Genomic DNA, 25,561 nt, shown 5'->3' with positions numbered 1-25,561 from the left:
CGTTAGCATAGCAAATTCAATTCGCTATTGATAACCACGAATGTGTCATAAATCACTAACACCAAATTCATGGCGATAACTGCGCTCACATAAGGCTAAATAATGCTATCATTAGCGGATATTTATTTGAGGTTTAAGATTATGAAAATTGTTGGTGATTCAGAACACTTCCAGCAGCCGTACGATAACGATGACGACTACATCAGTCGCACCGAGTTCAAAAAAGAAAGTGAACAAGCGCAAGCCTTAGGTTTGCGATTAGTTGCGTTAAGCAAAACACAGCTAGATAAAGTCGGTCTAGATGAGTTTTTGTATGATGCCATATTAAAAAGTAAATTGATTAAGCAGAAAACAGAGGCTTATCGTCGTCATTTACAATATATCGGCAAGTTAATGCGTAGCTATGATCACGAGCCAATTATTGCGGCACTGGATAAAGTTCTGAATAAAAACAATAATGAAGCGGCTCAAGTACAAATATTTGAAAAAATGCGTGAGCGTTTATTAGCCAATGGTGACAGTGAAATTCAAGCGTTATTGGATGAACATCCTCAGTTGGATCGCCAAAAACTGCGTCAATTGGTACGCCAAGCCAATAAAGAGCTAGCCAAAGGGCCTGAGTCGAAATCCGCTAAAGAACTGTTCAAATATTTGCGCAGTGAGATTAAAGATTAGTCCTCGCGTTACGTCACTTTCCTTTAAAGAAGTTACCTTCATCATTTGGGGCAATACTGACGCTTTGGCAAAATCGTTACAACAGGCTTTAATGGCATTTCAGTCGCACCACCATGGTGCGACAAGCCATAAAGGTTCAATAAAATCCTCGCCATGCAATTGTAAATCGCGATATGTAGCTGTTTTATAAAAACATTAATTATTGGCTCGTAGTTTGCTTGCTAATAGTTGTCATTCGCAGTTTTTGATATGAGTACCCCATGATCCCCTTACATACCTCTATGCGCGGTTTGCGATGCTTTTGTGTTGCGGCCGAGTGCTTGAGTTTTAAAGAAACCGCCAAGAAGCTTTATTTAACCCCTTCAGCGGTAAGCCATCAAATTAAGCAGTTAGAAGAAACCTTAAATCAAACCTTATTTGAGCGCCAAACCCGCTCGATTGCCTTAACTGAAGTAGGCGTGAGGTTTTATCAAGCCGTTGAGCCTGTGATGCAACAATTAGTCAATACGATTAGCGAGTTCAATCAAGCTGAGCGCATGCAGGAAGTCAGCATTTCAATGCCAGAGTTTTTTGCCAGCGAACTGTTTATGCCTAAATTAATTGGTTGGTCGTCAAAATACCCCAATATTAATATAAAACTAGAGACCATTAAGTCTCGCTCTGATCACGTGACTCATACTGATGTATCGATCATTTTATCGGGCAAACAGCAACAAGATAGTCATGTGTATGACTTATTTCCTATTACCTATATTCCGGCCTGTAATCCTGAGCTTTTTAATCGCTTAGCTGCACAAGGTTTTAAAGCCTTAACTCAAGTGCCTTTAATACTGCACAAGGCTAGACCTTATGCTTGGCATCAATGGGCTGAAAATGTCGGCTTTGATGGATTTCAACCCAAGCAAATTATTCAACTTGATAGCATGTTTAGTGTGGCTCGGGCAGCCGAGCAAGGATTAGGCGTGGCGTTAATTCCACTGCCAATCAGTCAAGCTTGGTTTGATAAAGGCATGTTAATTCCATTATTTTCGCACCCACTGTATAGCCATGATCGCTATTATTTAGTGCGCCATACTAATGAACAACATAGGCCTGAAGTCAACTTGCTGATAGATTGGATTTTGCAGAGTTTTCAAGAAGAGCTAGGTCAGTAGCTTGATTAATTCGTTAGCACACAAAATAACCCGAATGAAATAGCTTCAGGTTTAGCCATTGCCATCTAAGGTGTATAAAAATGGCTAAACCGATAGCGAAAACCGAGACTAAAAACCTGAGCCTACTTTAAAGTAGAGTGCGCTATCATCATCACTTTTTGCAATATCAATTCCCATATGAATACCGTAACGTCGGGCAATTTGATATCTAAATCCAACGCCATAAGCATTCACCGAATCGGTTGTGTCGCTAATCGATTTAGTATCAGTTTGGCCATATCCGTAAAAAGTGGATACCGTCCAACGGTGGTCAAAGTGATACATTAACTGTGCTTGTAATGTACCCACTTGATCGCCTTGATATCGAAACGCTGATACACCTCGCAGCTCAACATAAGGCTTAGTCGTTGGAGAAAGCTTAGTATCTTTTTCATAGATTTCGTCATAGCTTGCCGCTACGGCAAACGTCCATTTATGACTGAGAGGAAAATACGCTTCACCATTTGCGCCTAAGGTCGCATAGTTAGTATCGGAACCGATGGCGTCATCATAAACCATGTATTCAGCTGAAAACTTATAACCATTTTTAGGAAAAAACAGGTTATCACGGGTGTCATATTCTGCCACTAAACCGAGTCCTGAAGTCATAGTATTTTCACCCAATAACGCTTGCAGAATTCGGTCAACAATTAAGTTAGATGAAGATATTTCTGACTGAGCCCAAAGCTGCTGCATACCAAGCATTAACGGAGTGTTTGCAACCCGAAACTGGATTTTTTGAAACGCAAAATACGCTTGAGTACTGGTATCAAATTTAAAGGTGTTATCAACTGGTAATAAACCACCCAAATTAGTGTAAAGATCAAGATTTCCTCTTGCCGCGCCAGCTGCACCAGTATAACGGATAGTATCCTTTAACCACGAATGTCTGTGGCCGGCAAACGCAAACCAAGTGCCATTTTCAGTGCCACCACCACCCACTAAGGTCATTGCGGCAGGAACTAGCTGTGCGCCGCCATCAATTGACTCCAATGCTTTTTTCTTGCGTGCTTGTTTTTCTTGTTCGGTTTCATGTAAAAACAAACCCATCAAGCCACCACCATAACCTACCGCAGGCTCGGTTATAATGACAGGAACGGGTAAAAAGCCATATGCATTTTCAGCAAGGTAATAGCCAAGATCAAATTGACCATCTTGCTCATCAATAAAATGAGAGGGGTTCGCCATTAGCGGTGTTGAGGCCATCAGCAATAATGCAATTGATATTTTTTTCAACATAGAATAACCCCAATCAGAATAAGTTTTAGCGCCACATTGACATCCTCTGTTGATGCGATGGGATAATCAAATCAGTGCTGAGCGTTTTATATGAAATACATTATTGCTTAGTCAAAGTCACTTTTCGAATCACATTTGGAGGATTGAATCATTCAAAAAGCTCACAGAATAAATGAGCCTCAAGCGCTAACGGCCAACATAGATCAGCATAAAGACAAATCTAACATAGCAAGCTCGTCACTGGTAAAGCTCAAAACACTTAACCTATTGTCTTGCAATAAACCAAAACTGGCAGGATAGTCGTTACGTGGAATCGCCACTGAACCGGGGTTAAAAATAATATAGTCCCCTTGCCATTGCGCCACAGGCAAATGAGTATGTCCCGATGCAATGATATCGCCTTTACGTAATGGCGGCGGGTTATCACCATTGTAAATATGACCATGGGTGAGAAAAATCCGCTGCCCTGTCGGCAATAACACTAGGTTATAATCTGCCATCATGGGAAAACTCAATAACGCTTGATCAACTTCACTATCGCAATTACCTCTGACAGCGATGATCTTATCTGCATATTGATTAAGTAACTCAGCCACTTCCATAGGTGCATACCCTTTGGGTAGTGGGTTTCTAGGGCCGTGGTTAAGCACATCCCCCAGCAATAACAAGTAATCAGCAGCGCTTTGTTCAAAAGCGTTTATCATTCGCTTAGCACTAAATAAACAGCCGTGAATATCAGAGGCAAAAAATAATTTCATAGGTCCAATCGAGTTATTTCACAATGACAATGGCTAATATTAGGCCATTTTTGTTGAATTTTCTGTGAAGTGACGCTTGTTAACCTCAAGGTCTAATGACATCAAGATGGCCTGAATACCCCGGCAAACTACCTCTTTTGATATAGATGAATTTAATTCACTCAACAGATTTTTTTTTATCGTTTGTCGCCAATAAATGATTTAACTAAAGTTGCCCTGTAGCAAAAACGCTACATCTAAATTGAAGGAGCAACATCATGAAAGCATCAAAACTTACAAGCGTGACTAAGCTAGCTAGCGCATTAGTATTGTTAACCACATCAACGGTAGCACTGGCTGATGTAGCAGATAACACAGCTTATAAAATGGTATTAATTGAAGATGTACCCGGCGTGAATGAATTGCAATCAGGTAATATCATTGAAGGCTTAAATGAAACCTTATCTGCCAGCAAACTTGAAGTCGATTCATTTTCAAGAAACATCAACTTATGTGTGGGTTACACCAAGCTATCAGAAATTGAAAAAGCAGAACAAGCCTGTACTGCAGCGGTAAAAAGCGCTCGTATTGATTCAACTATGGGAGAAATGCGTGCTTATGCTTATAACAACCGCGGCGTCGCCAAACTAATGGCTAAAGATAACTTAGGTGCGTTAGAAGATTTTCGTCGCGCCGCTAAAGTGACCAGCAACAGTATTTATCAGCACAATCTAACTCGCTTAGAAGCGGCTTTAAACAGTACTGATAATGGAATACTTTAATTGGACTCAGACCAACAAACGGTTACCGTTAACTCAGCCCTTATCACTATTTTTAAAGTGATAAATTACGTATCGAAGATACAAATACAATAGGCAGCCGATTCCTCGATGCTGCCTATTTTTATGCCTTGCGTTTTGGCTTGTTAATCCGAATTAACTTGTTGCTGCCTAACGCTAATACCAAGCCATGCTAACAGTCCAAACACAACAAGCATCAGCCATAACTGCATCCATTGAGGAAAAATGACGGCCCAATCAGCGCCCATCTGATTAAGACTTAGCATGCCACTAATAGCAGGTACGGCAGGAATAACTTGTGATGCCATCACTAATGGTTCAGGGATCAGCGCCAGCGGCCACACAAAGCCTGCCACAAACAAAATAGGCATTGAGATAAGCAAGAAAAACTGTGTCGGTAAATCGCGGCGATTAAACAAGCTACTCACGGCCACACCTAAGGCTGCAGTAGCCAGAATAAACGGCACCATAAATAAGCCAACTTCAGCCATAGTCGCTAATACGCTAACATTGTAAAAGTAAAAGCAATAACCCAAATAAAGTGCCGCAAACAAAGCATAAATAGTACTAAATGTCAGAATGCGAGCCGACACTAATAACAATGGTGAAACCTGTTGCCAGTAGCCAGGTTGGCGCCATTGACCCGCTCCCAATATGCTAGTGGCAATCAGTAATGTTTGGTGTAACAGCAGCAAAAACAAGCCCGGAACAACATAAGGGGTATATCCCAAACTGGGGTTAAATGCTGGCACTGAGTTGATGGTCACTGTGTCTAACGCCTTTTCAACTTGGGCTGCAGTTTCACCACGAGCAAGTAAACCCACCATTTGAATTTGCTTGCTGGCATCCATACCTGCAACCACTAAACCTTCCACAACCGCTGAATAAATTAAAAAATAACTCGCATCACCGCCATAGCTTAAAGTGGCGCCTTTACCTAATAATAAATTCCGTCTAAAACCTTCAGGGATCACCAATAAACCATGGGCGTCACCACGGGTTATCCACTGTTTAGCTTCATAAACACTGGGCAGTTGAGCCGTCACCGTAATTTTAGCACTGGCATCTGCGTGGCGGATCACCTGACGACTCAAGGATGAATTATCATGGTCAACCACCACAATATTTTGCTCTGTCGGCACTTGATTCAAATAAGGTAATGGATACAACACTGAGTAAAACAGCATGGCTCCAAAAATGGTCAGCACTAAATCTTTATCGCTTAATATCGCTTTAAAATCTCGCCACATCACTTGCCATAACGTCATCATTTAACCTCCTCAACTAATAGAGATTGAGGCTCAATAACATAGCGTCCAACAAAATAAATAACCGGAATGAGTAATAAAAAGCCCCAGTAAGCAGTCAGTTGCGTGAGTAACTGCGCCCAGGTTTCACCATAACTGACAATACCAACATGGGACTCAATATAATGACTCGATGGCATAATAACCCGCCACCACTGTGCCAATAATGGCATTTCATTCACCGGAAAAGTAATCCCCATAAAGGCAAAGGCAGGGGCAAACCATGCGGTGCAGACACTAATACAACTGGCTTTGTCACGTAACACTAAAAATACCAAGCAGGCGATTAACCATAAGGCAAGTAGCATTACGGCTTGGGCAATGATCAGTAATCCTATCGAGCCCGCCATAGGTAAATCGATAAAAAGATACACCCACACTAAAATAAAACAGCCATGTAATAACATAATAGGGGTGAACACCATCACTTTAGCCATCACTTGTTGCCAAAAGTCATGGGCTAAAATTTGTTTACCTTCTTGCGGTTTTAACTCATCGTTGAGTGAGTTCATAAACACGAAAATCGTTAATAATTGCCACAGAGCAACTAACACTGGCGGAACTAAAAAGCCGACATAGTTATTATTTCGATTAAATAATGCCGTTGTTTGACTGGTGACTGGCGATAAACTCACTGCGATTTGAGCACTATGAGTACCATTAAGTAATAGCTTTTTTGCCCCTAGTGTCATTAAACCACTGCCTAAGCTCATTTGCAGTTGGCTGGATAACAACTTACCCACTAATAAAAACTGGCCGTTGTAACGAATATCAATAATAGGCTTTTTACTGGTTACCAAATCTTTATTCATGCCTACGGGAAACACCACCATGGCATACACTTTAGCTTGGCGCATATCCGCTTCAGCATCGGTTAAATTGGCATAAGATTGCGGTGCAATAACTGAATTGGCTTGCAGGTTGCGCGTCAACATGCGCGATACCTGACTGTTATCTTGATCCACCACGGCAACCGGCAACTGTCTTGGCAAACCCGCACTAAATAACCACCATAAGCACAACATCCCAATTAACGGGATGTAACTCACCATTGCAAGCTGCCAAGGTGAGCGCCAAAGACGGTTTAATTCAGATGAACAGCGCTGCTTAATATTCATAGGCAGAGTTATTTTGCCGCTTGCTGATATAAAACCGACATACCAACACGTAAGTCTGCAATAGGTTGGTTAGGGTGCAATAACACTTCAAAAGTACGCATATCAAAGTCATGACCACTTTCGGTTGAGCGCCATGTGGCAAAACTGCCCATTACGCTAACGTATTCAACTGTAAAATCAACGGTTTGATCTAAAGCAGGAATGCGCAGTGCAACCACTGTACCTTGCTTAAACTGAGCTAATTGGTCTTCACGAATTTGCATCACTGCCCATGCATCATTCATATCAATTAAGCTAACCACTGGAAAACCGCTTGGGGCAAGCTCACCAGCTTGAAGCAATACTTCACTCACTTCGGCATTTTTAGGCGATCGCATTTGGCTGTCTGCTAAAATTGAGCTGACCTCTTTTACTGCGCCCTCAGCCATGCGTGCATTACCTTCCGCTGCGGCTTTAGTTTCTACTCGCGCGCCCTCTTGCGCCATTTGATACATGGCATAAGCGGCTTGATCGGTATATTTAGCGGCTTGCCATTGAGTATAAACCTCATCCCGTTTTTGTCTTGGCACGACACCTTCGTTAAATAAGTTTTCAATGCGTTGATAGGTTTTTTGCATCAACTCTGTTGCCGCCTTTGCCTTTAGCCATTGCTCTTTGGCAGCGGTAATTTGCTGTTGTCTGGCACCGTTATCCGCTTCTAACTGTAATGCTTTGGCTGCATCACGGCCGCCTTCAGCTTGCATTAGCTTGGCAGCTAACTCTGGGCTGTCGATAGAAAACAAGATGTCTCCTATTGCGACTTTATCGCCTTTACGCACCATGACCTGTTCAATTCTACCGGGAACTTTAGAGGAGATATTGTATTCTCTGGCTTCTATTTGGCCTTGTAAGAATACTGGCTGGGGAGCAAAAGCTAACTTCACACCATAAGCTAAAATCGCCACTAAAATTAACAGTGCTAGCACTGCTAAGATTTTATTTGCTCGCATGTGAAATCTCCTGCTGCTGAGTTCGTCCAATAAATTCATCTAACTGACCACTTATTGCCATCAACTTGGCATAAGTCTGTAAATAGCGATATTTTGCCCCCAATTGCTGGGTTTTAACGGCATTAAGTTTTAATTCTGCATCCACACGATCAACCGATGTTGATAAACCTTGATTGAAGGCTAACTCACGCAAGCGTAGGTTCTCGGTTGCTAAAGCCAGTGATGTATTAAGTGCTTCCACTTCTTCATGGGCTTGTAATAGTTGTCGGTAGTGTTGCTCAACCAACAAACCTAAATCCTGTTGGGTTTGCGCTTTAGTATGACGTGCTTGCAATAAGGCACTTTTAGCCGCTTTCACTTTCCCGCTATGGCCATCACGACTGAGTAATGGCACCTTAACACCCACGCCAACCATCCAATCGGGTTCAATTTGCGAAAACAAGCTATCGTCTTCATACAAGGTGTAATTACCGTATAAAAATACCGTTGGGTAATAACCTCCTTTTTCTAAATCAACTAAACCATTGGCTTGAGCTTCTTTGGATTCTAGCAACTTAAGTGCAGGATGTTCGTTCATGGTTAACTGACTTAACTGTGACAAAGAAGGCTGGCTGTTGAGCATAAATAGCGGTGAAATAGGTTCAACTTGGCTGAATTTCAACATGCGACTTAAGGCGATGCTGGCCATTTCGTTCTGCCTTTGGGCGCTACGCTGGGCCACTTTGGCATTTTCCAGTGCCACCTGTGCATTCAGTCGCTCAACGCTTGCTATTTGACCTTCTCGTTCAAGTTTTTCGGCATGATTTACATGTAAGGCAAGCGAATCAACAAGTTGCTGCTGCGTCTCAGCCAGCACTTTTGTGACACTAACTGCATAATACCTATCAACCAATGTCGAAAATAAATCACGCTGAACCAAGGCGAACTCTTGTTCCTTTTCTGCTACTTGCGCAGCTTTAATACCTTGGGCTGCAGTAATTCTGCCTCCGGTATAGATTGGCCACATGGCTTGTAAACTGGCGCGAAACACATCTTGCTCAGTAAATGGGGTAATAAAAGCCGACCCAGGAATAGCGCCAACGAGTTCGCCCAATAATGGCGGCAAACCACTAGGATCGATTGAAGCCAGTGGGTTTAAGTCTCGTAAATCTAGCTCTATGGGCTTTTCAAGCCGAGTGTAACTACCGCCAATATCAATGGCGGGATAATACAATGACTTGGCAGAATCTTGCTCGGCTTGAGCTCGGTTAACTTGCTGAGTTTCAGCTTTTAGCTTATCACTGACTTGTTGAAGCTGCTGCCACGCCTGCGCAAACGTCAACGATGCGGTTTGTGCTTGGCTATATTGCTCTGGGCGCGGTGTGGCATGAGCCTGAATAGGTGTGAGTAAACTCATACCCATAGGTATAGATGCCATCATACACACCATCGCTCGTGTCGTGCGCAGGACTAAAGGATTAACTAACTGTCGTGAAAACGATAATTGCATGCCACCACCAATAAATAGGGTCTTTAGCCTAATTTTGCAAAATGTAACTGACTGGGCTCTGAATAAACAGAAAAGATGTCTATGTTATCAATACATAAGATTGTCATGAGTTCAATCTCACACAGTGATAATTCACTTAATCTCAAGCTAAGCTTAACCCCAAACTATCATAGATTGAGGTTAAGCCGATGATTTTCTTAGGCCGTACCGCCTACCGTCAATTTGTCGATTTTTAATGTTGGCTGACCAACGCCCACAGGAACACTTTGACCATCTTTACCACAAACACCGACGCCTTTATCTAACGCGAGATCATTACCCACCATGGAAATTTCGCTCATGGCTTCAGGGCCATTACCAATTAGGGTGGCACCTTTGATGGCCTTAGTCACTTCACCGTTTTCAATCAAGTACGCTTCAGATGCCGAGAACACAAATTTACCAGAAGTAATATCCACTTGGCCGCCACCAAAGTTAGGTGCATAGATACCTTGCTTCACTGATTTGATAATGTCACTAGGATCTGATTCACCCGCTTCCATATAAGTATTGGTCATACGCGGCATGGGTAAATGCGCATAAGATTCACGACGACCGTTACCCGTTGGCGCTTGTCCCATTAACCGTGCATTGAGCTTGTCTTGCATGTAACCTTTTAAGATGCCATTTTCAATCAAAGTGGTCTTTTGAGCCGCAACGCCTTCATCGTCTACCGTTAATGAGCCTCGACGATTTTGCATCGTGCCATCATCGACAACAGTAACTAAACTTGACGCCACTTGTTGACCTACTTTGCCACTAAAAGCACTGCTGCCTTTGCGGTTAAAGTCACCTTCTAAACCATGACCAACCGCTTCATGAAGCAGTACACCCGGCCAGCCATTACCTAACACCACGGTCATTTCCCCAGCAGGCGCATCAACGGCATGAATGTTAACTTGCGCTTGACGCACGGCTTCGCGGGCAAACTCAAAACTTAGCGGTAAACCAGCATCATCAGTGGCTAAAAATACGCTATAGTCATGTCGGCCACCGCCACCAGCACTGCCACGTTCACGCTTGCCGTTTTCTTCCAAAATCACGCTACAATTAAAACGCACTAACGGACGCACATCTGCAGCTAAAGTGCCATCACTGGCAGCAATTAAAATTTCTTCATGGACACCCGATAGGCTTACCACCACTTGAATGACTCGGCTATCTAGGCTGCGAATGTAAGCATCAGCTTGCTTGAGTAAGTCAATTTTTTTCACTTCATCCATGGCGGCGATAGGATCATCACTGGTGTAAAGCTGCGTTGCTTGAGTACGTGAAAAAGCTTTTACTTTATGTTGTTCACCTGCCACGGCAATGCCTCTCGCAGCACGTGCGGCTGCATCAAGGGCCTGTGGCGTGATTTCATCTGCATAGGCAAAGCCGGTTTTTTCGCCAGTAATGGCTCGCACACCTACGCCTCGCTCAATGTGGAAGCTGCCTTCTTTGATAATGCCATCTTCTAACACCCAAGATTCATGACGACTGCCCTGAAAGTACAGATCAGAATAATCAATTTGGTGTTGATGAATAATGGTTAAATAGTCTTGCAGACCATCTAAGGTTAATCCACCTTGTAATAAGCTTTGCTCAACTTGTGATAAAAAAGGCATTCAAATTCTCTTTATTAAATCTAATTAGTCCGTCTGGCGAGTGTTTGTATCGGCCAGTACGGGGGCTATAAAACGATTATGCCCTAACACGGGCATTTGTTGGCGAATTTTTACAATTTGGGCCACATCTATTTCCGCTTGCACCCAACCTAACCCCTCATCAAGTTGAGCAACAATCTTACCCCAAGGGTCAACTATCATGCTGTGGCCCCATGTTTCTCGGCTACCTTGATTATGCTGCCCCCACTGGCCTGCTCCTAACATATAGCACTGGGTTTCAATGGCTCGCGCTTGCAATAACACTTGCCAATGCGCTTCACCGGTCACTTTAGTAAAGGCCGAAGGCAGGGCGATAATATCAGCTCCCGCTAAGCGTATCGCACGAAATAAATCGGCAAAACGAATGTCGTAACAAATGGCTAAGCCTACTTTACCAAATGGGGTATCGATAACGGTAATACGTGAACCAGGATGAAAGGTGTCACTTTCTCGGTAAGTTTTAGTGCCATCGGCAACATCAACATCAAACAGATGCAGCTTGTCGTATGAGCCTAAAGTTTCACCTTGATCATCAAATAAGTAACTGCGGCTGTAAACCCGTTGATCATCTGCACGCATTGGGATGGTGCCGGCGACCATATACACTTGATGTTGTTTAGCCAAAGCTGCGAGTGCCTGCTTTAACTCGCCATCATCATCTGTACCCGCAAATTGCAGTTGCTGTGATTCATGCCCGCCAAAAAGCAAACAGCATTCAGGGAGAACCACAAGTTGTGGTTGATTTGATTGACGGGGTAATTCACTAAGTTGGCTACTGATAAATTGCAAATTGGCCTGAACATCACGACTACTTTGGCACTGTAATAAACTGATTTGCATGCTTCATCCTATTAACTTACGTGTGTGATAACCAGATTAGTTTGGTGATTCAACATTAGTTGTGCTGCTATCGGCAGAAACTGACGTTGGAATTGTCGGCTGAGGAGCTACTGAAGGCTTCTTTTCCACTAACGGTTCTTCGTGCGCTGACGGTTCTGTCGGTAATCCTTCTTTAGGCAAAGGTTCAATACCATTTTCACGTAAAATGGATTCCGGTATTTCTATTTCTTTACTCTTACGCTCTAGCTCTTCCATTTGCGGATTAGCCATAGTGCCAGTAAGTCGAAAACGAATTTCTGAAATCACTTCAATGACAGGCTCAAGCACTTTGGTTAAGGCAAATGCGCCAATGCCTAATGTCCATGCACTGGTACTTAGTAGCACCACAGTAGGTACACTGGAGGCCAATTGCGGCAAAAAACGAATATCGTAATTGAGACTTTGGGTAGTAAGATCAGTATAACCTCTTACTTTCATGCTACCCGCAAGGGCGTCCATTTCAGTGTCTGTGGTTTTCACCACGCCGTTATCAATAACTAAACTACCCTTGAAACTATTAAAATAAAGCCCTTTACCAAATACGTCTGAAAAATCAAAAGACAGCTTACGAACAATAGAATCAAGACTAAACAGTGAAAACAGTCTTGCTCCTTTGTCACTAATTTCGGATAAATGCCCCTTACCAAAATCAAATTTCAAATCACCGTCAAGGGTTTCTAATGAAAAATTATATGGGCTATTTTGCCAGGATATTTGCCCAGTTAAATCCAAAGGCGCATCTTGTAAACCAGGGTTAATACCTAAAACATCCGACAACTCATTAAACTTATCAGCGTGTAACTTGATATCAAACTGAGTTTGCATACCGTCTTGCTCTGTCAACCAAGTCCCGTTAGCTTGTAAACTCATATTGCTGTTTGGATGAGTTAATGAAACCGTTTGAAATCGATAGCCTTTATCCGTTGGATTGGCTTGCATTTGCAAATGACCTAAGGACTTGCCATAGAATTTAAAATCATCAACATCAACCGCGAGTGGCGGCAATCCTTGCAAGATTTCAGCTGGAGAAAACTGAGTTTCGTTAGGCTTTTTGGGTTCAAATGATAAATACAGCTTATCTGCAACTACTTTTAAACCTTGCTCACGCCAACTAGGATAGAAATCAACTCGGCCATCAAACTGCTCAGAAGTCACATCAAAGCGCCAAACATGCTCTTGTGGTGTCGCACTTAAATTAAGCTTATTAAAGCGTTGTCCTAGTAGCTCAAACTCAGCAATTTTGGCATTGATTTTCGCTAAATCGGGAAACAACCGATTTTCAGTTTCTGCATGATCCGCACTAATTTCTGCTGCCGCTTTGGCAGTAAAACGATTAATAATTGGCTGCCAATCTGCTAAATGGGCCTTCTCAAAATCAATGTAAATTTGGCCACCTTGTTTAGTGAGTTGATCACCTAGCTTAAAATGACGTCCAAGCATTAGCTCATAAAACTCAAACAACTGATCGCTGTCTTGACTAAACCCAGCCCAAAACTCGGCTTGATCGGCCAGTTTAACGCTCAATGACGAGGCTTTATTGTCACCGATTAACTCGGCTGTGAGGCGTTTTTTATCTTTTGCTTGCTTGGTATAAGGCAATGGTAAGGTTAAGGATACCCCTTGTAATTCTGACTCGGCCTGAGCCCGTAAACTGTAGCCTTGATCGCCAAACATCATCATCAATTCCCCAGTCCAATCAAACTGCCCTTGATAATAGTCACTCAGTGGCGTAGTAAAGCTGGCGGGAAACTTATCTATGTCCCAACGGCCCTCAAAATCAACATCTAATGCCAATTGGCCACTGCGGTTGGTGGTGGCAAAACTAAATGATAGGGGTTGTTTAAATAGCTTTGCGGTTAAATCTTGACCAGACACGAGATTATTGATGAAGCTGATTTCACCGCTAACTTGGTTCAATTGAACACCGGGTTTAGTGATATAAACAGGGTTTTGATTAAAACGTACCGTCCCCTTTGATAACGGCTTATCACCTTCATATAAAGGAATGGCTAAATCAAGTTGAGTGTTGATGGTTTTGCTAATGTTAACCACAGCGAGTGTTTCACCCACTGAGTCTTTCAATGGTGAGACATTAATGACCTGCACGGCATATTTAGCATCTGTGGTAAGGTCGGCCTCAACTTTTAATAATGATTTAGCCCCAAGTTCAGGAATAACCACCTTTGCCCCATCAACAGCAACTTGCCCAAGCTTGCCTGATAGAATGGTTAAATCCATTAGCTTGTTTTCAAATAACGCATGTAAATCTAAATTTGTGACAGCAGGCCAATCAGGCTGAAACTGAAATTTACCTTCACTAATAATGAAGTCAGCTTGAAACACACCATCAGACTCAACATAAGGGTACCGTTTAAAAAGCCCGTTCCACACCACTTTAGCATCATCAATACGACCAGCTTGCAGGCCAGCTTCTAGGTAATCAACCAAATTTGGCGACATGGCCATAAGGGGAAAGTAATCCCTCACATTAGCCACATCCTGAATACTTAAATTAGCCGCTAATGCCATGTGAGTGTCAGGCACAAAGCGTAAATTTAATCCTGCTTGTAAATGAATATCGCTATTGGCAAAAGCGATATGAGGCGCCATCAATTGTCTATCAGCAACATCATATTGCAGCTGCATTCCTTCACCGCTTAATTGTAATGGTGCTTTAAAACCACCAGCAAAATCAATGTGGTACTCTTGTGCTGGCAAGGTTAATATCGCTTGTTGGCCATTCCAAGCTAACTGCATATCAATGGGTTTTAAACCTGGAACATGTTGAATGGGTCGCCATTGAAATTGACTGACTTCAACGCGGGCTTGCCAAGGTTTATGGCTTGCTTTGTAAACTTGCAGCGGCCCAATATCCCCTTGCAAGTTAATATCATGCCAAAGCTGTACCTGCTTGCGCCCCAAATTAGGTATTAGTGGCAATAAGGGTTGCAGCATTTGCGCATTAATAAGATTCATGCGCCCAAAAAGTTGCTCATTTTGATAACCAAATGATACGTCTAACTCCGGCAACTGCTGCTGATTGGATTCAATCACTAACTCGTGACTTTGAATATGCCAGCCGTTGGCAATATCTTGCCAAGTTAATGCACCAGATCGTATTTCAAAGCGCTGAAAGCTCGTACTCGCCTTAGCCGTATCGATAGGTGAAATGACACTGGGTTGACCCGTTACAGGCGGGCTATCAGCCCATTGCAGCCAACTCGGCTTAAATTGCAATAAACCATCTTGAATATTTCTATTGGCAAAGGTGAGCCACGCATCAAAATTGACCACGCCTTCAAAGTCAATTTGATCTTGATTGATCATGGGGTTTGTTCGTCTTGATGCCCACTCGCCAATGTCTAAGGCCGCAGCATTGAGATAAATTTGACCAGCGATTGATTCGGGCTGATAACCATTTCCTTCTAATGCTATGCGTAATGATAAAGACTCATTTTCGGAGGCATCATTATCAATATAAAGCAGTCCTTGCGCACGATGTAGATTGTCTTGGTTCAACCAATTTAAGGTTTGTATATAAATAGGACTAAAGTCATACTCGGTACTAAGTAGCTGAATAGTCACATCGTTTATTTCAAAGTGTTCTAACTGCTCCAGCAACAGCGCATATAACCAATCACTACTCTGTGGCTGATTACTAGTTGATGACCCATCAGGAAATTTATCGAAATGAATGGCAATATCAACTTTATCAAAGCTGACTTTTTCAATTTGCAAAGACAAGTTGCGTAACGACTGCCAAAAATCGAGCTTGATACTCACTTGCTTACTGATCAAGGTCATTGGCAGATTATCTTGCACAGGCAAAACCAAGTTTTCAACCGTTAGCGCAGGCCCATAAGCTTGCCATTTAGCAGACAAGCTACCAATTTGCAGTTTAACGCCATAATTTTGCTGAACATAGCTTAGCAACTCTTGGCGCACTTCAGGCACATGCGGTAGTAAGCCTCGAATAAGGCTTACACCGAGGGCAAATAACACCAGCAATATTGCCAGTATTTGCCAGATAATTCGCCCTAAAGTGGCTAAACGTTGCCCTGACACTACATCATCACCACGTCATATTTATTCTGCGCGTACATCGCTTCGTTTTGCAGGCGGATACGCTTACCAATATAAACTTCAAGCTCAGCTAATAAATGTCCTTCATCACCGCTTAGACTGTTATACACCGCAGGCGAACAGTAAAGCAAAAATTCATCCGCTTTATAGGCTCTATCTAAGCGAATGATTTCACGGAATATTTCATAGGAAACCGTTTCAACGGTTTTCATGGTGCCGGTCCCTAAACAAGCCGGGCACTCGCTACACACCACATGCTCAAGACTTTCGCGGGTGCGTTTACGGGTCATTTCCACTAAGCCTAAACCAGAAAAACCGCTGACATTGGTTTTAACTCGATCAAGGGATAACGCGGCATTTAAGCTTTCAAGCACGCGGGTTTTATGCTCATTATTTTGCATATCGATAAAGTCGATAATAATGATCCCGCCCAGATTACGTAACCTTAACTGGCGAGCAATCGCTTGAGTAGCTTCTAAATTGGTATTAAAAATGGTTTCTTCTAAGTTTCGATGACCAACAAATGCGCCGGTGTTGATATCGATAGTGGTCATGGCCTCGGTTTGATCAATGATCAAATAGCCGCCCGACTTCAATTCTACTTTACGACTTAAAGCTCGTTGAATTTCGTTTTCAACATCGTACAGTTCAAAAATTGGCCCTGGTCCTTCATATAGCTCTATTTTGCTAGCAGCTTCTGGCATGAACTCTTGAGCGAATGTTTGCAACTCATTATAAGTACGACGCGAATCAACTTGAATGTGATCGATAGGCGTGCCAACAAAATCACGAATAATACGTACCGGTAAGGCTAAATCTTGATATAGCAAACTGGTGCCTTTGCGCTTGCGGCGCTCACTGACCTTTGCCCATACTCGACGTAAAAATGCTGCATCTTGAGCTAATTCATCTTCGCCAACGTTTTCTGCTGCGGTGCGAATAATAAAGCCACCATCTTCATCAACGTATGGCAAAGTGATATTTTTCAGGCGGGCGCGTTCTTCTTCTAACTCAATGCGTTGCGATACACCAACATGGCTTGAGCCCGGCATAAACACTAAATAACGTGACGGCAAAGTAATGTCGGTCGTCAAACGTGCACCTTTGGTACCCAAGGGATCTTTAACCACTTGTACCATGATGTCTTGGCCTTGGCGCACCAGCTCAGCAATATCACGCACCACAAAGTTGCCCTTTTCAACATCGGCGACACATTCAGTGTGCGGCACAATATCTGAGGCGTGTAAAAATGCGGCTTTTTCTAAACCAATATCCACAAAGGCTGCCTGCATGCCGGGTAACACTCGGCTGATTTTACCTTTATAAATGTTACCCACTAAACCGCGTTTCATGCGACGTTCTATATGCACTTCTTGCAAAACACCATGCTCAACTAAGGCGACTCTTGCCTCTGTTGGCGTGACATTAATTAGTAATTCCGATCCTTTTTTACGCTGAGCTTTGCTATTCATAAGCCACCTGTATATAAGGTTTCACCCACTTGAGTGAAGTGTTACTCACTAAATGGCATGATAATTTTAAAATTCATTTATTCGAATAATTGCATTAACTGTCGCGTTTGAACTAGAGGTAAGCCGACAACCGCTGAGTAACTGCCTTGAATTGATTCAACAAAACAGCCACCAATTGCCTGAATCCCATAAGCACCAGCTTTGTCCAAGGGTTCTTGAGTGGCAATATAAGCCGAAATATCGGCATCAGTTAACGCACAAAATGTCACATCGGTAATACATAAACGCGTGAAAGATTGATGACCATCTGTTATTGCGACCGCAGTCATTACTTGGTGAGTGTTTCCTGATAACTGACGTAAAATACGCATCGCATCTTGTGCATCTTGTGGTTTACCCAAAATAACACCATTTAATACGACCGAGGTATCAGAGCCCAACACTTTAGGGTGACTAAAAGCCTGAGATAATGCTAAACCTGCTTGGGCTTTTTCTAACGCTAAACGCACCACATAATCTGCTGCGTCCTCATTGGTTAATGGCGTTTCATCAATATCTGGTGCCACTTGTTCAAACTCAAAACCTGCAGTTGCAAAACCGGCTTGCGCAAATAACTGTTTACGTCGAGGTGAAGTTGAAGCTAAAACCCAAGTCATGAACAATGCCTATAATAATTGTTTAACCGATAACGAAATTGCGGCCTACCTAACTTTGTATCGGCGGCGAATATTTCGCAGCACCCAAAACACCCACCACCAAATCGCAATACTTGATATTGCGGGTAAAAACATGTCTGAATTAAAAGGCGAAGCGCCTGCAACAACATATTCAACCCAATAGATAACTAGATGATAAATACAAATAAAACAAGCAACTAAAATGCTTTGCTGCCAGCGGGTAAAGTTGCGCAATTGCTGAAACTGCAATACCACAATGTAGATCACTAATGAAAATGCTAATGCCCGAATACCTAAGGTTGCCCCAAGCATGACATCAAGCAGCACGCCAAGCAGCCAAGCCGTTAAAATACTGTATCTATGTGGCAATGCCATCGCCCAATAGATCATGACCATCAATAGCCAGTCAGGCCGCCAAGCATCTACAATTTTTGGCAATGGCATAATTTGAAACATCATCGCCGTAAATAGGGTAATCCAAACCACTAGTCGGCCATTGGCAACATGCGAACTCATTGGATTTCCTCGTCACTGATTGGAGATGCAGCATCCGATCCAATCGGCTCACTAGACAGACCTTCAATGGGGACAAATTCTGTATCGTCAGGCTCATCTGGCCAAATCAATAATACATAACGAATACGGTCTAATGCAGCTAATGGCTGCGCACTAATCACCGCATAACTTTGCCCATCATCCCTTGATACTGACATGACTCGGGCCACGGGATAGCCCTCAGGGAAACGATCGCCTAAACCTGAGGTCACTAATAAATCACCGGCTATAATATCGGTACTTTTGGCGACATGCCTTAGCTCTATTGCATCAATATCGCCGGTGCCATTGGCTATGGCGCGAACATCATTACGCGTTACACGCACAGGGATCCCATGACTGGCATCTGACACTAATAACACTCGACTCGTTAGCTCGTTTACCTCAACCACTTGGCCGACCACCCCTTTGGCATCCACCACTGGTTGGCCTACATATACCCCTGTGCGCGCCCCATGGTTTAATACCACAAGTTGACGGTAGGGATCACTGGACACCTCCATGACTTCAGCAACAACTTTGCGAGAGTCCATATGCACAGGCGAGCCGAGTAACGCCCGCAAACGCACGTTTTCTTGGCGTAAGTGCTCAAACCGCTGCAAGCGCTCAGACATTAATAGCTGTTGATTCATTAACACTTTATTTTGCGCAGCGAGCATATTACGAGTCGCCAATGCTTCAGCTGCTTTGTCCAGCATCACACCCGGGACATTGGCTAAATATTGTAAAGGACTTAACAGTGAAGAGAGTGATTGACGCACAGGTTCAAGGCGATCGTTAGCAATAAACAATACCACCGACAATATAATTGCCAGTGTTAAACGAAATTGATGGGATATTCCACGTACAAAAATTGGTTTCATAAAAAATTACGCGGCGAAGCCTGATAGTCTCAATTGCCAAAGGCCAAGAGCTAGCAAACTTCACCGCCTAATGAAGATGATTTAGTTCTCTTCAGAGAACAAATCACCACCATGCATATCAATCATTTCTAATGCTTTACCACCGCCACGAGCAACACAAGTTAATGGGTCGTCAGCAACCATCACTGGGATCCCGGTTTCTTGCATTAATAAACGGTCTAGGTCACGTAGTAACGCGCCGCCGCCGGTTAACACCATGCCGCGCTCAGAAATATCTGATGCTAATTCAGGTGGAGATTGCTCAAGAGCCACCATTACCGCACTAACAATGCCTGATAAAGGCTCTTGTAATGCTTCTAAAATTTCATTGCTGTTTAAGGTAAAGCTTCTTGGCACACCTTCAGCAAGGTTACGACCACGCACTTCAATTTCAAGTACTTCATCGCCTGGATAAGCAGTGCCAATAGTGTGCTTGATACGCTCAGCTGTCGCTTCACCAATTAAGCTACCGTAGTTGCGGCGCACATAGTTGATAATCGCATCATCAAACTTGTCACCACCAATACGAACCGAAGATGAGTAAACCACGCCATTGAGCGAGATAATCGCCACTTCTGTCGTACCGCCACCAATATCAACAACCATTGAACCAGTTGCCTCAGATACGGGTAATCCAGCACCAATCGCAGCAGCCATAGGCTCTTCGATTAAATAAACTTCACGCGCGCCTGCACCCATTGCTGATTCACGAATCGCACGACGCTCAACTTGAGTGGCGCCAACAGGCACACACACTAATACCCGTGGGCTAGGACGGAAAAAGCTATTGTTATGCACTTGCTTGATAAAGTGCTGTAACATTTTTTCAGTGACATAAAAGTCTGCAATCACACCATCTTTCATCGGACGAATGGCTTGAATATTACCCGGTGTACGTCCTAGCATTTGTTTTGCATCGGTACCCACCGCTGCAACTGATTTTTGACCGCTGCCACTGCGTTCACCACGAATAGCTACCACTGAGGGCTCGTTAAGCACGATGCCTTCATCGCGAACATAAATAAGAGTATTTGCCGTACCTAAATCAATAGATAAGTCATTAGAAAAAATGCCACGCAGCTTTTTGAACATTTATCAGGCCTGTTAGGAAAGTATCAGAAAAAGAAAAATCAGCTAACTTTATCAATCACTCCCCAGTTCCACAAGACCGAGAGGGTTAACAATTGCTAATCTGACGATATTTTTGCAAAAAGGTTACATAAAAAACAAAAACGGCCAGTTAAGCACTGACCGAATATCTTTTAAACAACATTTAGGAAACGCTATTGGCGAACCTCTTGCCAATAAATCACTCTATCATGGCCGCGATATCGACCAAAAAAAGCACTACCTTGTGGATTCACTAACAAGTTAGGCATGCTAGTGTCGTAGTTCCAATACCATTGTAACCATGTATCGACACCCAGGGGTGCATTCACTTGGCCTCGATAATTATTCGTCCCTGTATTTTGCCAAAGTAGCAACATTTTCCCTGATGCTATTTGATTGCCGCCATTGCTACGGATCACAGTTTGACTCATGGTTTTAGCAGGTGTGTAAACTTCACTGCCATCTAATGCCGCTGCTACCACGGTACAATTATCATTTGGATTAACAACCCAGCTACTACCATCCCAATATTGGGCAAATGTCGGCATACGTAAGATTTCGTTTTCAGGACCATAGGTGTTATCCATCATCACTCTGCCGTGGCGAACATCTTGAATAGTGATTCTTTTTGCATTGCACCCGGATGATGCCGTGCAATCACCCGCTGTATCAGAGCGCATATCAGGATTGGCAACGCCAGCAAAATTACCATCATTGTCAAAAACCTGCACACCAATGCTTAACTGTTCAAATGGACCATCAACGCTAGGGGCGGCGATGCGCGAGAAATTGGCTCGATAATTTGCATCCACAGTAGCGACCCCTGCTACCCATGATCCCGAGCTAACTGGCAAGCTCGATAAGCGAGTGCTTAGATCAACCCCGTCATTATTATTTTCACCCACTAAACTAGCGCTACCTTTAGCAAAACCATCAAAATAGTTTTGAGTTACGCTGGTAAAGAGGTTATATGCTGAAAGCTTCATTGCCATAGGAAAAGCTTGATCCATATAGCTAAATGATCCACATGCAGGAATAACACTTACATCACTAACCACAAATCGGTCTGGCACAAAACGCCCAATGTTAGCGGAGCGTGCTAAAGGAATATTATAAAAGCTTGACCCTAAATATGTTGTTGGCGCTTTAGCGCTAAAGGTAAACACCCCAACTTCGCTAATGGATTGCGACACCGTATTGGTGTTGGTCGTCTGTGCCACATGGTTATAGCTGGTATTAGATATCACCCCTTGCACACCACCTGCACTGGCCGAAGGCGCAACAAGATTACTTCCAAGAGTCATTCCTCCATGGACATAATTTGGCGTATTGCTGTTGTCGCAATAATTACTGTCGCCATCGGCTTGCCATGCTTTACCTTGAATGAGTAAATCAAAGGATTCACCCGCTTTTTTGTACACATTACAACTACTGTTACCCGCTGCACATAAGCCATTGCTATCTTTTGGGGTAACACATAACCCTACAGGGAAGCTAACAAATTGATCATTACCTTGCATGACTAAGCCCTGCTCATCCCCCGTGCCGGTATATTGTGCATCTAGCTGTAATTGGCCTGCATCAGGATAATTAACACTAATATTGGCTTGACCTTGAGCATTAAAAGCCAAGGGGATCGTCGTTGCTGCCGCGATAGACCGCCCTATTGGGGTTGCGTTAACTGTCATCGATTGAGGATTAATCATTGCCGAAGAAACTGGATTGACGTATGAACTCCAAAAGGCGACATTTTTGCTGACATTAGCAAAACTTGGTACACATTGCTGACTGTTATCATCTTTGCGCACAGCGCTAACCACCACATCGGTTTGTGGTTTATTCGCCAGTTTATCTGGCACATCAAAGACAAAACCGCTATCAGCAAAAGTTAAGGTACAGTTAGCTTTGCTCGCAGCTCCCCCTGCAATACGACACAAGGTAGTACTAAACGGCTTGGCGCCTGGAGTTGAACCAATGACATCAACAGTAACCGCACCTGGGGTATTACGGCGTAAATCAACAGTTGTTGATCCACCACTGAAGCTCACTGTGTTACCTCCCACCCAGCCACCACCGCCTGTCACAGTGGCAGGGCTTAAGGTAGCAGTAATAAAATCGGGCACTGTCTGACTACAATCTGCATTAGCGCAAGCTTTGAGGGTTAAGGTTTCTGCGCTACAAGTTAAGCCTGAACCAGTATGGTCAAACTCGAAATGATCAATCACCACACCCACAGGGGTTGAATCTAAAGCACAGATTTCAATGTTATCGATTTCATGATTATTATTTAATCCTCCTGTAGATCCTGTAAACGATAAAAGAAAGTCTTTAGGGATTGCTACTTGAGATGTAATTGCCGCAGCATCAAATGATGGAATAATATCAATAAACCCAGCCCCGGTATTACGCTCAACTTTTACCCAAGATTGACCTACAACTTTAGAGTCAATGGTAATGCGATAACGATGAACTGAACCTGAGTTATTTTTATCAATAGTTGGTGAAAGGCAACTATTGGTATTATCGGTACCATTGTTACAAGCCCCTTTTAAATAACGATAACCATCACTGCCAGATCCAGAGCCTCTTATCGCAACAGATTGAGGACGACGGCCAGGTCCATCAGGTCCACCTTCAACAGAATAGTTACCATATTCATCAATACCAAAACCTAACCAACCGCCAGCAAATCCATTAATCCCCGGTTTAACTCCATAACCCAAAGGCCCCCCAAAAGCACCAGGTTGAGGTGTTAAAGATGCATCCGACAGCACAAATGCAATACCATCAGCACCTATACCATTCCCACCATAAGCAAAGTGGTCGAACTCTATCTCAACAAAGTTATTTTCAGCAGGGAATAGACGCTGATAAGTTACTGATGTTGCCTGATTATTTTTAGCCTCAGTCAATTTCAAGCGATTCGCCACTATCGAAGGCGTAAACTGGCCACTTGATCTGGCAGCAATCCAATTATCACCAACATTAGTGCGATCAAAGTTATCAGCAAAACAAGTTAACACTCTGTCCGCTTTTTCAATGGCGACAAAGCTATAGTTTTCCCGAAAATGTCTTCTCTCTGAGTTGCCGTAGGTATCTTCATCAACCACCATGCTCACGCGGTCTTTGGACAATTGGCATCGGCGCAACCAACCACCATCATCACCACGGCGACTGGTTTTGCCTGCCACTAAAACAGGTGCATTACTAAAGCCTGTTAAGGGCGTGGTAAAATTACACTGGCTGCTTAGATCTAATGTTCCATCAGAATCAAAGGTTTGAGCATTACCAAAATGAAAATTAGTATTTTCGCCATTTAACACCATAGGCCCACTGCCTGCTGCGACAGACAAATAAGCGATGGTCTCATTTTGAATTGAACCATTGGCTAAATTCCCCGGTTGGCAGCGATTATTACTACTTCTGACCTCCGAAGTATCTAACGCAAATTGAATGCCTGTTGAAGTAAACTGCGATGTGCTGGTAAACCAACAATTATTATTGCGAGTTTGCAGTTGATTTAAAACAACGTTTTGACTTGCAGGCAAGGTCACGGATATGTAAGGGGAGTTTGAACCAAACAACGCCTGACTATAATCCACCGCACCAGCAATAAGTTGTGAACCATTTGGCAGATCATGAGTCCCCTCTGTGACGGCAATCCAATGCACCTCTGGCATAGTGTTTGAGGCAAGATAACGGTTTGTTGGGGAAGGCGGTTCTTGCTGCTGCCAACTAAAGCCGCTTTTACTCACACTGTTTGGCACCACAAAAGCAGATGCAGGACCATCGCTGTTAGTATTGGTTTGCGAAATCGTTGGCATTATAAAGATCAACGGATTGGAGCCTGTTGGAAACGGAGCATCAAATACAACATTGGTTGAAGTGGCTTTACCGTATTGAATATGGAAAGGCGTGACAGGCTTTGGTGAAGTATCGCAATTAGGTACAACATTAATATTGGCAGCGGAATTTGAAAAAGTTACATTTGAATTACCTTCTAAAAAAATATTCTTACCTGTCAGAGCCCCTATTAAATTCGCACTACTTGAGATAACAGCCTTATTCTCAGATACAACATGACCTGTTAACTTTGCCCCATCATTTAAAGTAAAGTTGCCGTAGTTATATAAAAGGAAGCGATCTGCATTATCAATCAAACTTAAGTTAAAATGAGTATAATCATTTTTAACAAAAAAACTCACTATTCCTGTATCGGGAAAGATAAGCTCTACACCATGTTTTAAAAATAAAGTTTCGATCCAATACTGCCCTGCAGCCAATTTGATTTTTCCTGAACCAATATTTAAACTTTTTATCTTATAGACTCCTGAAGTATTATCAGAAGTGAACTCGATTGTATGAGTAGACCCAAAATCAAGTTCAATATCTTTGTATTCTCCATCAGTAACAATTGTAGAGGTCTCTTCCCAAAGGGGCTTTACATTGATAGAACTAGATGACTCACATTGTGAAAACTCAATTCTATCTGCTGGTAGAATTGAGACATATCTACCTTCTTTACAGTTTTTAGCAGCCTCATTTGTAGAAATACAACCTTTAAATTTACTATCACCATTTTGAATATAGTTATAAGTCGGAAGTTGGCCATTAATTGGCGCATTCGTAATTGTGGCGGTATTCAACGAAA

At 43.0% G+C, this 25,561-nt stretch carries 18 protein-coding genes; 3 read left to right on the top strand and 15 right to left on the bottom strand.

The genetic code is table 11. The annotated features are described in order from the left end of the window. The first annotated feature begins 141 nt into the window (after window positions 1-141). Both yjgA and HBH39_RS01840 read left to right on the top strand, forming a co-directional pair. Window positions 142-675 carry a ribosome biogenesis factor YjgA gene (yjgA, locus tag HBH39_RS01845; RefSeq protein ID WP_167675075.1) on the top strand — a complete coding sequence of 178 codons (534 nt, stop codon included), beginning with the start codon at window positions 142-144 and terminating at the stop codon, window positions 673-675. Between the two features lie 260 nt (window positions 676-935). Continuing rightward, window positions 936-1,829: a LysR substrate-binding domain-containing protein gene (locus HBH39_RS01840; protein WP_208764177.1), complete on the top strand. Its 894-nt coding sequence runs from the start codon at window positions 936-938 to the stop codon at window positions 1,827-1,829. A 108-nt stretch (window positions 1,830-1,937) separates the two neighbouring features. Here HBH39_RS01840 and HBH39_RS01835 read toward each other — a convergent pair whose 3' ends face one another. Together HBH39_RS01835 and yfcE are read right to left on the bottom strand one after the other, a co-directional pair. Further along, on the bottom strand, window positions 1,938-3,107 hold the full coding sequence (locus HBH39_RS01835) for a BamA/TamA family outer membrane protein (RefSeq protein ID WP_167675073.1): 1,170 nt from the start codon (window positions 3,105-3,107) through the stop codon (window positions 1,938-1,940). A 203-nt stretch (window positions 3,108-3,310) separates the two neighbouring features. Further along, on the bottom strand, window positions 3,311-3,865 hold the full coding sequence (gene yfcE / locus HBH39_RS01830; RefSeq protein ID WP_167675071.1) for a phosphodiesterase: 555 nt from the start codon (window positions 3,863-3,865) through the stop codon (window positions 3,311-3,313). A gap of 257 nt (window positions 3,866-4,122) precedes the next feature. Here yfcE and HBH39_RS01825 point away from each other — a divergent pair, with 257 nt between their 5' ends. After that, window positions 4,123-4,626: a hypothetical protein gene (locus tag HBH39_RS01825; RefSeq protein ID WP_167675069.1), complete on the top strand. Its 504-nt coding sequence runs from the start codon at window positions 4,123-4,125 to the stop codon at window positions 4,624-4,626. Window positions 4,627-4,769: 143 nt separating this feature from the next. Here the strand turns inward: HBH39_RS01825 and HBH39_RS01820 are convergent, their stop codons facing one another. From HBH39_RS01820 to HBH39_RS01760, 13 genes are all read right to left on the bottom strand, one after another. Beyond that, window positions 4,770-5,912: an ABC transporter permease gene (locus tag HBH39_RS01820; RefSeq protein ID WP_167679922.1), complete on the bottom strand. Its 1,143-nt coding sequence runs from the start codon at window positions 5,910-5,912 to the stop codon at window positions 4,770-4,772. Continuing rightward, window positions 5,912-7,069, bottom strand: a complete 1,158-nt coding sequence (locus tag HBH39_RS01815; protein WP_167675067.1) for an ABC transporter permease — start codon at window positions 7,067-7,069, stop codon at window positions 5,912-5,914. The genes HBH39_RS01820 and HBH39_RS01815 overlap by 1 nt, the downstream gene beginning before the upstream one ends. 8 nt (window positions 7,070-7,077) lie before the next feature. After that, window positions 7,078-8,058, bottom strand: coding sequence for an HlyD family secretion protein (locus HBH39_RS01810; RefSeq protein WP_167675065.1), 981 nt, complete (start codon window positions 8,056-8,058; stop codon window positions 7,078-7,080). Next, a complete protein-coding gene (locus HBH39_RS01805) occupies window positions 8,045-9,487 on the bottom strand; it encodes a TolC family protein (protein ID WP_432280141.1) in 1,443 nt (480 codons plus the stop codon). Before HBH39_RS01805 ends, HBH39_RS01810 begins: the two co-directional genes overlap by 14 nt. Before the next feature lie 257 nt (window positions 9,488-9,744). Beyond that, on the bottom strand, window positions 9,745-11,193 hold the full coding sequence (gene tldD / locus HBH39_RS01800; protein ID WP_167675063.1) for a metalloprotease TldD: 1,449 nt from the start codon (window positions 11,191-11,193) through the stop codon (window positions 9,745-9,747). A gap of 24 nt (window positions 11,194-11,217) precedes the next feature. After that, on the bottom strand, window positions 11,218-12,072 hold the full coding sequence (locus HBH39_RS01795) for a carbon-nitrogen hydrolase family protein (protein WP_167675061.1): 855 nt from the start codon (window positions 12,070-12,072) through the stop codon (window positions 11,218-11,220). A gap of 36 nt (window positions 12,073-12,108) precedes the next feature. After that, window positions 12,109-16,176, bottom strand: a complete 4,068-nt coding sequence (locus HBH39_RS01790) for a YhdP family protein (RefSeq protein ID WP_167675059.1) — start codon at window positions 16,174-16,176, stop codon at window positions 12,109-12,111. Continuing rightward, on the bottom strand, window positions 16,176-17,666 hold the full coding sequence (rng, locus tag HBH39_RS01785; RefSeq protein WP_167675057.1) for a ribonuclease G: 1,491 nt from the start codon (window positions 17,664-17,666) through the stop codon (window positions 16,176-16,178). Before rng ends, HBH39_RS01790 begins: the two co-directional genes overlap by 1 nt. A 77-nt stretch (window positions 17,667-17,743) precedes the next feature. Further along, complete coding sequence (locus HBH39_RS01780; RefSeq protein ID WP_167675055.1) at window positions 17,744-18,322, bottom strand: Maf family protein; 579 nt, start codon at window positions 18,320-18,322, stop codon at window positions 17,744-17,746. A gap of 45 nt (window positions 18,323-18,367) precedes the next feature. Then, entirely contained in the window at window positions 18,368-18,859 is a 492-nt protein-coding gene (mreD, locus tag HBH39_RS01775; RefSeq protein ID WP_167675053.1) for a rod shape-determining protein MreD, read from the bottom strand. After that, window positions 18,856-19,761, bottom strand: a complete 906-nt coding sequence (gene mreC / locus HBH39_RS01770; protein ID WP_167675051.1) for a rod shape-determining protein MreC — start codon at window positions 19,759-19,761, stop codon at window positions 18,856-18,858. Before mreC ends, mreD begins: the two co-directional genes overlap by 4 nt. A gap of 81 nt (window positions 19,762-19,842) precedes the next feature. Beyond that, a complete protein-coding gene (locus tag HBH39_RS01765) occupies window positions 19,843-20,892 on the bottom strand; it encodes a rod shape-determining protein (protein WP_167675049.1) in 1,050 nt (349 codons plus the stop codon). 191 nt (window positions 20,893-21,083) lie between these two features. Beyond that, window positions 21,084-25,556: a DUF6701 domain-containing protein gene (locus HBH39_RS01760; RefSeq protein WP_167675047.1), complete on the bottom strand. Its 4,473-nt coding sequence runs from the start codon at window positions 25,554-25,556 to the stop codon at window positions 21,084-21,086. Window positions 25,557-25,561 lie beyond the last annotated feature (5 nt).

Source organism: Shewanella aestuarii, from assembly GCF_011765625.1.
Lineage (GTDB): Bacteria > Pseudomonadota > Gammaproteobacteria > Enterobacterales > Shewanellaceae > Shewanella > Shewanella aestuarii_A.
The sequence above is the reverse complement of the archived record's forward strand: the minus strand, read 5'-3'. Positions and strand labels throughout refer to the sequence as shown.

What these genes read in the sequence shown, in the direction of transcription:
- HBH39_RS01820 (WP_167679922.1), bottom strand. Translation starts at nt 5,912, where the DNA reads ATGACGTTATGGCAAGTGATGTGGCGAGATTTTAAAGCGATATTAAGC.
- HBH39_RS01795 (WP_167675061.1), bottom strand. Translation starts at nt 12,072, where the DNA reads ATGCAAATCAGTTTATTACAGTGCCAAAGTAGTCGTGATGTTCAGGCC.
- HBH39_RS01835 (WP_167675073.1), bottom strand. Translation starts at nt 3,107, where the DNA reads ATGTTGAAAAAAATATCAATTGCATTATTGCTGATGGCCTCAACACCG.
- HBH39_RS01825 (WP_167675069.1), top strand. Translation starts at nt 4,123, where the DNA reads ATGAAAGCATCAAAACTTACAAGCGTGACTAAGCTAGCTAGCGCATTA.
- yfcE (WP_167675071.1), bottom strand. Translation starts at nt 3,865, where the DNA reads ATGAAATTATTTTTTGCCTCTGATATTCACGGCTGTTTATTTAGTGCT.
- tldD (WP_167675063.1), bottom strand. Translation starts at nt 11,193, where the DNA reads ATGCCTTTTTTATCACAAGTTGAGCAAAGCTTATTACAAGGTGGATTA.
- HBH39_RS01780 (WP_167675055.1), bottom strand. Translation starts at nt 18,322, where the DNA reads ATGACTTGGGTTTTAGCTTCAACTTCACCTCGACGTAAACAGTTATTT.
- HBH39_RS01765 (WP_167675049.1), bottom strand. Translation starts at nt 20,892, where the DNA reads ATGTTCAAAAAGCTGCGTGGCATTTTTTCTAATGACTTATCTATTGAT.
- mreD (WP_167675053.1), bottom strand. Translation starts at nt 18,859, where the DNA reads ATGAGTTCGCATGTTGCCAATGGCCGACTAGTGGTTTGGATTACCCTA.
- rng (WP_167675057.1), bottom strand. Translation starts at nt 17,666, where the DNA reads ATGAATAGCAAAGCTCAGCGTAAAAAAGGATCGGAATTACTAATTAAT.
- HBH39_RS01805 (WP_432280141.1), bottom strand. Translation starts at nt 9,487, where the DNA reads ATGGTGTGTATGATGGCATCTATACCTATGGGTATGAGTTTACTCACA.
- HBH39_RS01815 (WP_167675067.1), bottom strand. Translation starts at nt 7,069, where the DNA reads ATGAATATTAAGCAGCGCTGTTCATCTGAATTAAACCGTCTTTGGCGC.
- yjgA (WP_167675075.1), top strand. Translation starts at nt 142, where the DNA reads ATGAAAATTGTTGGTGATTCAGAACACTTCCAGCAGCCGTACGATAAC.
- mreC (WP_167675051.1), bottom strand. Translation starts at nt 19,761, where the DNA reads ATGAAACCAATTTTTGTACGTGGAATATCCCATCAATTTCGTTTAACA.
- HBH39_RS01810 (WP_167675065.1), bottom strand. Translation starts at nt 8,058, where the DNA reads ATGCGAGCAAATAAAATCTTAGCAGTGCTAGCACTGTTAATTTTAGTG.
- HBH39_RS01840 (WP_208764177.1), top strand. Translation starts at nt 936, where the DNA reads ATGATCCCCTTACATACCTCTATGCGCGGTTTGCGATGCTTTTGTGTT.